This window comes from Micromonospora craterilacus, assembly GCF_003236315.1.
GTDB classification, from domain to species: Bacteria; Actinomycetota; Actinomycetes; order Mycobacteriales; family Micromonosporaceae; genus Micromonospora; species Micromonospora craterilacus.
Window position 1 is genome coordinate 1 of record NZ_POTY01000388.1, and the last position, 3,646, is coordinate 3,646.

The following is a 3,646-nucleotide window of genomic DNA, read 5'->3' on the forward strand; positions in this document are numbered from 1 at the left end:
GCCCAACACCGAGAAGGGAGAGGACACCTTGTCCACTCTGAACGCCGATGTGCGTGCCCAGCTCGGCCTTGCGGAAGACGCCGACGACGCTGCCGTGCTGGCCGCGCTCGCCGGCCTCAAGACGCAGGCCGAAGCCGCCCCCGCGAAGGTCGCCGCTGCCGCCGCCGCGAGCGACGAGATGAAGGCGGAGATCGGCCGCCTGTCCGGCGAGCTGGCCGAGATCCGCGCCAGCGCCGCCGCCGACACCAAGAAGGCGATCTTCGACAAGGCCCTGGGCGAGGGCCGGATCAAGGGCGCCGACCGCAAGTCGTGGGAGGACCGGTACGACCGGGCACCCGAGGTCACCGTGGAGATCCTGGCCTCGATCGCCCCGCAGACCCACCCGACCGTCCTCGCCGGTCACGCCGGCAACGGTGACGCCGACTTCGCCCACGGCGACGGCATCAGCGACACCGACTACAACGCCATCTTCGGCATCGACGCGAAGACGGGAGCCTGATCATGCCCAGCTACCTGCCGCTCCACATGCCTGGCGACACCATCACCCTCAAGGCGTCGGCCAACGTCACCGGCGGCCAGCGGGTCGCCGTGTCCGGCAACCGCTCTGTCGCCACCGCGACCGCCGCCACCAAGGCCGCCTACGTCGGTGTGGCCGCGTTCGACGCCGCCACCAACGGCGACGTGACCGTCTACGGCCGGGGCATGGTCCACGAAACCCTCGCCTCCGGGGCGATCACCGCCGGTGACCACATCACGTCCGCGAACGCCGGCCGGGTCGCCGCGGTCGCCACCGCCGGCACCGCCACCGCCGCCGACATCAACAACGCCCGCGCGGTCGACGGCATCGCCCTCACCACCGCCGCCGACGGCGTCCCCGTCCTGTGGATGGCGATCTAACCCGTCCGTCCCGCTTCCCCACCGCCGAAGCCCCACGCCCTGCCGCGTGGGGCTTTTTCATGCCCGGGTTCCGGGCGCTCCCTGATTGAGGTGACATCCACGTGCCCGTTACCTACCCCCCGGTCGGCCCGTCGCTGGCTGGCCGGCTTCTCACCATCCACACCCTCCTGCGTACGCCCACGCTCCTGTCGCTGCGGATGCAGCAGCTGTCCGACATCAAGTTCGTCGCCGACCTGCTCCTGCCGCAGCGGTACCGGTCGTCCGGCGGGGCCGTCCTCTACGAGGAGGACGAGCCGCTGTTCACCGACCGCGAGGTCGAAGCGGTCGCGGCCGGCGCCGAGTACCCGTTCGCGAACCCGCAGACGGGCGTGCCGGCGCTGGCGGCCGTGGTCAAGTGGGGTCAGGCGACCCGGCTGACCGACGAGCGGATCAAGCGCACGCTGCCGATGGGTGGCTCCGTCGACTGGGCGCTGCGCAAGGTCACCAACACGGTGCGCCGCAAGGTGGACCGCATCGCCATCGCCGCCATCGCCTCCCGCGTCCAGGCATTCCACAACGCGTCGGCGGCGTGGACCTCGAACACCGCGGCGATGCTGCGGGACATCGAGATCGCCAAGAGCAAGGTCGAGGATCTGGAGCTCGGCCACGAGCTCGACATGATGCTGCTCACGAACGAGAAGTACGCGCTGCTGGCCACCGACGACAAGGTGGCGTCGCTGCGCCGCCGCGAGGTGTCGGACAACCCCGTCTACGGCGGGGAGATCGAGACGTTCGCCGGACTCAAGGTGGCCAAGACGTCGCAGGGCAACATGCCGGGCGGCACCAACGACGTGTGGCTTTTCGACTCCCGCAACCTGGGCGGCATGGCCGACGAGGTCGAGGTGGACCCGGGCTACGCGGTCTCCCCGAACGGCATCCAGGTCCAGGTGGAGCGCGTCGCCCGCCGCGACGCCCACGACATGTGGGCCCGCCGTATCACCGTCCCGGTGGTCACCGACCCGTCCGCCGGTATCCGCATCGCCAACACGAACTGACCAGGGAGTGATGATGACGGAGTATCAGGTGACGGGCGATATCGCCCATGTGACGGTCGATTCGATGCTCGGCTTGCAGCGGCAGACGCTCTACAAGGGCAGCCGCTTCCAGTCGCCGCCGGCCACCGAGCAGGAGGTTACGCACCTCCTGTCGATCAACGTGATCAAGAAGCTGGGTGACGAGCCCGACGAGCCCGACGAGCCCGACGGGGCCGACGCCGACGCCGGCGACCAGGTGCCGGCCAGCGAGCGGGAGGCCGGCACCTCGGCCGACGCCCCGCAGGCGGAAACCGGCACCGGCCACGGCCAGGCCCTCAGCGTCACCACCGGCGAGCATCCGGCCGACGAGGAGCCGGGCAGCGAGGAACCGGCCGACCAAGCCGACGAGGCACAGGACACCACCGACACCGAGGCCCGCCGGCAGACGGCCCGCGACAAGCTGGCCAAGCTCGGCGGCAAGGCACCCAACGCCCGCCACGGCGACGAGGTGCTGGTGGAGTACCTCGTCCAGCAGGGCGGCAACTACGAGGATCTGGTCCGCGCAGAGCGCGACGACCTCCTCGGGATGGTCAAGGCCCGCCAGTCCTGACCTGGTGATCCGGCTGGCGGCCCGCACCCTCACAGCGGGCCGCCAGCCCCGCCATGCCCTGAGGAGGCCACGGTGGCGCACAACGAGCACGCAACACTCACTGCCAACGTCGAGCGGATCTTCACTTTCCCGATCAACGCGGGGCGGGTCGAGGTGCTCAACCGCGACGGCTCGGCAGAGGTCTGGTTCAAGGTCAACAACACGGCCGCCACTGTCGGAGGCGACGGCTGCCATGTCCTCCCGGCCGCCATCAACTCCCTCGAAGTGGACGACGAAACGTCCGGCTCTACCGTCGTGCGGGTCATCTCGTCCGGCACACCGGCCGTGTCGGTGAGGGTCTGGTGAGCGCCCGCAGCGCGTCGCGCTCTTTCGCCAGCTCAGGCGGTGATGGGGGCGGCGGCGCAACTCCCACCGACGTTCAGACCTTCGAAGCGTCCGGCACCTGGACCAAGCCGGCCGGCGCGCGAGCCGTGCAGGTCACCCTCATCGGCGGCGGCGCCGGAGGCGGCTCCGGCCGCCGCGGTGCGGCCGGCACTGTGCGCGGCGGCGGTGGCGGCGCGTCCGGCGGCACCCGGCAGGTGATGGACCTGCCGGCGTCAGCGTTGCCGGCCACGGTCGCGGTGACCGTGGGTGCGGGCGGTGCGGGGGCTCCCGCCGTCACCGCCGACAACACCAACGGCACCAACGGTCAGGCCGGCGGTCATTCGATCTTCGGCGGGTTTGCTCGCGCGTGGGGTGGCCTCGCTGGCGGTGGTGGCACCACCGCCGGTGGTGCCGGTGGTGTCGCCAACTCCGGCGGCCTGTTCTCGTACGGCGCGGGTGGTGCGGGTGGTGCCGGCGCGGCCGGTGCCAGCACCGGCAACCCGGGACACCACCCGCAGGCCGGTGCCGGCGGCGGCGGCATCTCGGCGGGCGACGTCGCCTTCGGTGGCGGCCAATACAACTACTTCATGTGGTCCCAGGATGGCGGCGCGACCTCGGGCACGGCCGGTGCCGTGGATGCTGCCGCACCCGGCCCCGGCGGATCCGTCACCGCCGGCCTGGCGCTGCCCGGTGGTGGTCCGGGCGGCGGCGCGGCCTCCGTTACCACCGCGGCGCAGGCCGGCGGCAACGGCGGCTCCTACGG

The 3,646-nt window shown here is 71.7% G+C and carries 6 protein-coding genes; all 6 read left to right on the top strand.

Going from position 1 to position 3,646, the window contains the following annotated elements; genetic code table 11:
* Window positions 1-499: hypothetical protein (locus C1I95_RS32725; RefSeq protein WP_233514034.1), on the top strand; the 499-nt coding region annotated here is incomplete at its 5' end.
* A gap of 2 nt (window positions 500-501) precedes the next feature.
* Window positions 502-897, top strand: coding sequence for a capsid cement protein (locus C1I95_RS32730; protein WP_111219839.1), 396 nt, complete (start codon window positions 502-504; stop codon window positions 895-897).
* Window positions 898-998: 101 nt separating this feature from the next.
* On the top strand, window positions 999-1,931 hold the full coding sequence (locus C1I95_RS35555; protein ID WP_158566520.1) for a phage major capsid protein: 933 nt from the start codon (window positions 999-1,001) through the stop codon (window positions 1,929-1,931).
* Window positions 1,932-1,944: 13 nt separating this feature from the next.
* Window positions 1,945-2,520: a hypothetical protein gene (locus C1I95_RS32740; RefSeq protein ID WP_146605932.1), complete on the top strand. Its 576-nt coding sequence runs from the start codon at window positions 1,945-1,947 to the stop codon at window positions 2,518-2,520.
* A gap of 72 nt (window positions 2,521-2,592) precedes the next feature.
* The gene (locus tag C1I95_RS32745) at window positions 2,593-2,865 is read left to right on the top strand and encodes a hypothetical protein (RefSeq protein WP_111219843.1); all 273 of its coding nucleotides are present in this window, start codon (window positions 2,593-2,595) and stop codon (window positions 2,863-2,865) included.
* Window positions 2,866-2,990: 125 nt separating this feature from the next.
* Window positions 2,991-3,646 (top strand): glycine-rich domain-containing protein (locus C1I95_RS32750; protein WP_499878000.1); only part of this gene is annotated, 656 nt, incomplete at its 3' end.

Excerpts from the sequence above, each read along its gene's own strand:
- C1I95_RS32730 (WP_111219839.1), top strand. The coding sequence starts at position 502 with ATGCCCAGCTACCTGCCGCTCCACATGCCTGGCGACACCATCACCCTC.
- C1I95_RS32740 (WP_146605932.1), top strand. The coding sequence starts at position 1,945 with ATGACGGAGTATCAGGTGACGGGCGATATCGCCCATGTGACGGTCGAT.